Origin of the sequence: Alteromonas sp. 1_MG-2023 (genome assembly GCF_030547075.1) — a bacterium.
In the GTDB taxonomy this organism is placed as follows: domain Bacteria; phylum Pseudomonadota; class Gammaproteobacteria; order Enterobacterales; family Alteromonadaceae; genus Alteromonas.
On the sequence record NZ_JAUOQH010000019.1, the window covers coordinates 75,324 to 81,870 of the forward strand.

Annotated in this window: 5 protein-coding genes and 1 tRNA gene; 4 read left to right on the forward strand and 2 right to left on the reverse strand. The window is 39.4% G+C overall.

From position 1 onward, the window contains the following. Positions 1 to 259: 259 nt before the first annotated feature. From Q4561_RS17095 to Q4561_RS17110, 4 genes are all read left to right on the forward strand, one after another. On the forward strand, positions 260 to 778 hold the full coding sequence (locus Q4561_RS17095; RefSeq protein ID WP_303462317.1) for a polysaccharide biosynthesis/export family protein: 519 nt from the start codon (positions 260 to 262) through the stop codon (positions 776 to 778). Between the two features lie 40 nt (positions 779 to 818). Then, positions 819 to 2,972 (forward strand): polysaccharide biosynthesis tyrosine autokinase, encoded by a 2,154-nt coding sequence (locus Q4561_RS17100; protein ID WP_303462320.1) that lies wholly within the window; start codon positions 819 to 821, stop codon positions 2,970 to 2,972. Between the two features lie 376 nt (positions 2,973 to 3,348). Further along, complete coding sequence (locus Q4561_RS17105) at positions 3,349 to 3,522, forward strand: hypothetical protein (RefSeq protein WP_303462321.1); 174 nt, start codon at positions 3,349 to 3,351, stop codon at positions 3,520 to 3,522. Between the two features lie 548 nt (positions 3,523 to 4,070). Beyond that, on the forward strand, positions 4,071 to 4,688 hold the full coding sequence (locus Q4561_RS17110; RefSeq protein WP_303462323.1) for a flavin reductase family protein: 618 nt from the start codon (positions 4,071 to 4,073) through the stop codon (positions 4,686 to 4,688). Positions 4,689 to 4,804: 116 nt separating this feature from the next. Here Q4561_RS17110 and Q4561_RS17115 read toward each other — a convergent pair whose 3' ends face one another. Next, positions 4,805 to 6,208, reverse strand: a complete 1,404-nt coding sequence (locus Q4561_RS17115) for a sodium:alanine symporter family protein (protein ID WP_303462325.1) — start codon at positions 6,206 to 6,208, stop codon at positions 4,805 to 4,807. A 263-nt stretch (positions 6,209 to 6,471) separates the two neighbouring features. Then, a tRNA-Gln gene (locus Q4561_RS17120) sits at positions 6,472 to 6,547 on the reverse strand.

A 6,547-nucleotide genomic window follows, 5' to 3' on the forward strand; every position in this document is an offset into this window, starting at 1 on the left:
TTCTTTACTTAAAAGTATTGTCGTAAAAGCAGTTAATATAATTTAGCATTTCTCGATTGGGATGGTGTAACCTGTGAGTTTTGATGAAAGAGTTTACATTCTTGTTAAACGAGGAATGCTCGAGTTTTGCAGATAATTTAGTTATATAAGTTATATGCTCATATAATTTTTTGAACTTAAGTGTCTGTTAATAAGTTTGAATTTAAGCATTGCATAACTGAGATAATTAGCAATTTGCGACAGAGTTAAAGGTGGGAGTATGTGTTTTAATCGTGTTGTGGTTGGAGTAATAGTCTTATTGACCAGTTTTTATTCTGATGCACAACGTTATGAGTATACGCTTAACGCGGGTGATATTATAAGTATTCGAGTGAGTGGAGAACCTGATTTATCAATAGATAGTGAAATTGACGTTACTGGAACCCTTGAATATCCATTCTTAGGTAGAATAAAAGTTAAATCAAAAACTGTTTCAGAAGTACGTTGGATAATTGTAGACGGTTTGAAAGGTGATTATTTATTAAATCCAGAAGTAGATGTTTTTATTAAAGAGTACCGCCATTTTGTTATTAATGGTGATGTGATATCACCCAAAGAATATCCGTTTGAGCCTGGTTTAACGTTTGCTCAAGCCATAAAAGCAGCGGGGGGCTTCAATGAGAGCGGATCACAGAAACAAATTAAGGTTAGACGTAAACTCGAAGGTGGCGTAATAATTATTGAAAACGTGAAAAGGGAAGAATTGATACAAGCTGGTGATGTTATCATTATTCAGTGAACTCCTCACGACGGTTACAGGAAGTAAAATAGAGTACAAGATGAACGAATTAAAAATGGAAATCCGTACAAGGCAAAACGCAGACGAAAAGCAATTAAGTGTTCGATTTTGTTTAGAAACACTTAAGGAAAACAAATGGAAAATAGTGCTTTTCATCGTTATTACTATGCTTATAGCTTCACTTTTGATATTGAGGTTACCTTCAATTTATGAGGCTAAGGCTACTCTCTATATTAAAGAAGAAAAGTCGGCGCCTAGCAAACCTGCTATCTATACAGGCGATGATGAGTACCAACATACACAGTTTAAAATATTACAATCTGAATCATTAGCCCTTGAAGTAATAGAAAACCTCGCTCTAGTAGAGGTCTATGAAAAATTATACCCGTTGTCTAGTAGTCGTGAAGACTCTGCTATGTCTGAGATAAAGCGAGCATTAAGAATCCCGCTTATTGAACAAACGATAAGAGATTTCGTTGGAGCACCAGAAGAGCCTTTATCTAGTGAAATTTCCGCTGACGACATAAAGCTTCAGCAAACCCTTCGATGGTTCAAAGATAATATTTCTATTAACCCCGTAGCTAAAACCCAGTTGGTTAAAATCAGCTTTCAGTCAGAAGATCCTCAATTAGCGATGGATATCGTTAACACGTTAGGTGAACTTTATATTGATGGTTTGCTTAGTATTAGGATGGAAGAAGCTGATAAAGCCATAACGTGGTTACAAAGCCGAAATAAAAATATTACTGAAGAATTGGCGTTAGCTGAAAATGAATTGAAGCAGTTTATCGAGCAACAAAAAACTGAAAACGCAGTCAGTGAAAGACAGACGCCAATAGAACCCTCAGACGATTTAAAAGCCCTTGAAGAAGTCCAAGCGCAACGAGTTAACCTAGAAACTATATTATCTCAGGTTGAGTTATTAGAGGTTCCAGATACCAGTCTCTTGAATCAATTTATAGAAACGCCATCGTTTCAAAAATTGGCACTAGCTGAGAGAGAAGCAATAACGTCATTTAATAAAGTTAATAAGCGCTATGGGCCTAAACACCCCGATTATATAGCTGCAAATACAAGCGTGCAGCAGGCGAAATCGCAAATAGCTAATCAGGTTCAAATCGAGCTTCCTAACCTAGAAGAAAAACTAGATGCTTTAAAACAAACTGAAGCAAGTTTACAACCAGACCAAAATAATGAAAAAACCGAAGCGGTTACGGTTGAACTTAACCGATTGAAATATGACGTGACTCGTTTGAGTGAAGTACAAAACTTAATGAGTAGCCGTTTAGAAAAAATAAACTCAAACAATAATTTTAGTTTTGAAAATGCTAGGTTTGTTGATTCAGCAAGACGTCCTTTGACACCAATGAAGCCCGCAACGACAGTCTTTTTGCTTATCGTTTTGATGTTCAGCTTTATTTTCGCAAGCCTTGTAGTGTTGGTGGTTGCGTATTTTAGTAATACCTACCGGCGCGCGGAAGAAATTGAAGAAGAACTAAAAGCCAAACTTCTAGGTTTTATACCAAAACTAAGTAAGAAGAAAAAACACAATTTACCGCTCCATGTATATTTCGACGAAAAATACCGTGAGTTTACCGACGCAATAGATAATATCCGAACTGGCCAAATGGTAGGGCAACTAAATAGCAACGATGTAGTGACCCTGATTACCTCAGCAGAGCCTAATGATGGAACCTCAACTACATCATTTAGCCTTTCGTTTAGCTTCGGCCAAATGGAAAAAGTACTCTTAATTGATGCCAATTTGCGAAAGCCATCAATAGCCAAGCGTTTCGGATTACCGCCTTATCAACTTGGCCTAAGTAATGTTTTGCACTCCGAGCTCGATGCAGAGAACTGTATTGTGCCAGACACAAAATCAGGCATAGATATATTGCCTGCAGGCAATCATACCTACAATATGTCCGAACTGCTTACTGGCAATGAATTTTCAACTTTAATAGAAAAGCTCAAACACAAATATACCAAAATAGTGATTGATTCTGCTCCTTGCCAAGCACAGAGTGAAACCCTTACATTAGCTAGATTCGCGGATTCTATTATCTTTGTTATCAAAGCCGGCTCCACTAAAAAGCAATCGGTGAGAGCAGCTGTAAAACGTTTACGACTATCTGGTAACACAATCGAAGGGATAGTGCTGAATTCGGCAGACATAGGTAAGCAAAGTGATTGATCTATCAATCATCGTAATTCCTAATAGGGCATAAATAACGGACAAAAGTAGAGCATCGAATTGGGTGCTTATTTTTGACTAGTTAAAAATATCAATGTCGTGCTCTTTATGTCCCTGCTTGGACAACGATAGACCTAGTTTGAATTAAACTAGTATCCAATGGTAATTGCCTCGATTACCATTGGCTCCTCAAAACATCAAGCTTAAGTAATAGCTTCCACTAGCTCACAAGCTAGAGGACTTGCGACTAATTTTATCACTTTAAATGTATATACAAATGCTATATGCTGTATAGCCATAAATCGCGTGAACTGGTATCTTCTGGCATTTTAGGGCTGGCTGATACGGATAACCCCGTTCTTGATGAGGACTTACGTTGGATAAGAAAAAGAATAAAAAAAAGAATAGTCAGCTGATTATTCGCATTAACGATCAGGAGCGTGCCGACTTTATTCATCTCTGTGAAGAGCTTGATACCACAGCGGCAAGAGAGATCAGGCGGTTTATCAAAGAATTCACTGAAGAGCAAAAAGCCAAGTCGTCGGACTAGCGCTTTTGCTTTATCAAAAATGCATTTGCTCTTAAAGCAGTGATTACATCGAGTGAGCGTATATTGCCTAGCATTCCTCACTCAATAACCAATAGCAATAAAAGGATATTTCCAATGGCTAAAGCTAAAAAAGTTAAACAAGAAATTAAAGTAACAAAAGCTAAAATTTCTAAGCAAGAAGGTAAACTTAAAAAGCTTAAGAAAGAGCTTAAAAAAGCGAAGAAAAAATAATTCGCTGCATTAAGGCATAAAGATACAAAACGGCGTATAAGCATGGCTTAACGCCGTTTTTTGTATATGATTGTTTAACGGTTTAGCACTTTTGCTATTCATCTGGAGAGCAAAAGAACAGGCAACACATCGTAATTATAAAATCATTACACCTGCCAAGTCATGCAGGCTAGCCAAACTCAAAAGTAGCCTAAACTCATAGCCGGCATAAGCTAATCCCCAGCTTAAACTCATTACTGCATTTTGAACTCCTTAGCGGCTATACTCACAATGGAAAAAGTTGGTTAATTAATCACGATGATTGCTAAGGAACATTCTTGTCTGACATTCACTTCTACGAACCTAAATTAGGGCATGGTCTAGCCCACGACCCTTTCAACGCCATTATTGCGCCTAGGCCCATTGGTTGGATTTCGTCTAAAAGTAAAGACGGTAAGCTAAACCTGGCCCCTTATAGTTTCTTTAACGCGCTTAATTACACGCCACCTATTATTGGCTTTTCAAGCGTGGGCAATAAAGATTCACTTAAAAATATTAATGCGACCGGTGAGTTTTGTTGGAATCTTGTCGGTAAACCATTATTAGAGGCTATGAATCAAACCAGTGCACCATTAGCGTCTGATGAAGATGAGTTCGCGTTTGCTGGTTTGGATACCGTAGCATCACACATTGTCAATGTGCCTAGGGTGAAATCAAGCCCCGTCAGTATGGAGTGCAAGCTTACCGATATCGTACAGCTTAAAAATGCTGAAGGCGGTTTGTGTGAAAGCTGGTTTGTGATGGGTGAAGTTGTGGGTGTGCATATACAAAAAGACATGATTGAAGCGGGTGTATACAAAACCTTGAAAGCAGAACCGGTTATGCGCGGTGGTGGAGCGGGGGATTATTTTACCGTAGATAGCAGCAATATGTTTGAGCTGTTAAGACCAAAATAAATTTAGCCGTAGCGATAAAAAAAGCAGTGGCGACGATTTAAAAACTTCTTAAAAAGTTGCCACTGCTTTAGCGGTGTTTTTAGTTTTATCTTTAACTTTATTTTTAAGTGTAAGTCTTACCAAATACCGTCTTCAGATTTGCCCTGAATTTCACAGTCTCCAGTTTTATATTCTACTTTTTCGCCGCTATCGCGTTTTGCAAAGTAGTCTTTGCTGATAGACACAATGGTAGGCGTCATCCATACAATGGCGATAATATTTATAACGGTCATTAATCCCAATGCCATATCGGCCATGGCCCATACTTGCGGCATAGCAGCTTGAGCACCCCAGTAAATCATACCTAAGTAACCAATTGTGTAGGCGGCTCGGCCAACACGGTTATCCAGTTTGAACATATGTAGGTTACTTTCGCCATAGGCGTAATTAGCTACTACTGATGTGAATGCAAATAAGCTAATAGCGGCGGCAACAAAGTCGGTACCCCCTTCGCCTAAATGGCTGCTCATTGCGTCTTGGGTTAGTCTAATGCCTTCCATTTGATCGGAGCTAGAACCACCGGCTAATAGAATGATAAACGCGGTAGAAGTACACAGCACCATGGTATCTAAAAATACGCCCAGCATTTGAATGTAGCCTTGCGATACTGGATGGTTAGGATTAGGTACCGCACTGGCCGCTGCATGAGGCACAGAGCCACTACCAGCTTCGTTTGAGTATAATCCACGTTGGATGCCGTTTTTAATCGCTGCACCTAATGCGCCAGCACCGGCTTCTTGTAAACCGAATGCAGATTTTATGATATCCATCAGCATGGCCGGAAGTTCTGAAATATTTATAAAGGTAATAGCCAGTGCTACTAATACATAGCCAATACCCATAAAAGGTACAACAAATTCAGCAAATCTAGCGATACCGCGTAAGCCACCTATCACTATTAAAGAGGCTAGGGCAATAATGGCTATACCCGTGTACTCGCTAGGGAATTGGTAGGCATTGTTCAATGCATCAGTAATGGTGTTTGCTTGTACCGCGCTAAATACGAAGCCATAACCAAAGAAGAGGCATAAAGAGAAAGCTACGGCTAACCAGGTTTTATTTAGGCCTTGTTTAATGTAATACGCAGGGCCACCACGAAACTCACCGTTTTCATCACGTACTTTATATAATTGCCCTAAAACGCTTTCTGCGAAGCCTGTGGCCATGCCTAGTATGGCAATCATCCACATCCAGAATATAGCGCCAGAGCCACCAAGTGAGATAGCTACAGCTACCCCGGCTAAGTTACCTGTACCTACCCGGGCTGATAAACTGGTACATAATGCCTGAAAAGAACTAATCCCGTCTTTGGTCGCCTTATTACTTCCCTTTAATAAGGAAAACATATGACCAAAATGACGTATTTGAACACCACCCAATTTAACCGTAAACCAAATACCACATACCAATAGCATGATGATTAATACTTGGCCGTTACCCCATAGAACGTTATTTACCGCCGAGACAAAGTTTTCTATCACGCGTTTTCCTTTGCTTTTGTTGTTGTGAGACCCGTAGAAAACCTCAAGAGGCTGTTAATCGCTTAAAAGGCCACTATCTAAAATGAATAAACCTTAAAAGAGCGTACTTTAAAAAGAGTACCTTGCAGGAGAGCTCAAAAAGACATAGTAGGGAAACATAGTAGCATGTGGAAAAAAAGAGTGAAGAGGGAATAAGTCGTTAGATTACAACTTTATTTATGCCAGAAAACAAAAAACCGGTCGAAGGACCGGTTTCTTATGTATGGCTGGGGTAGCAGGACTCGAACCTACGAATGGCGGGATCAAAACCCGCTGCCTTACCAACTTGGCTATACCCCA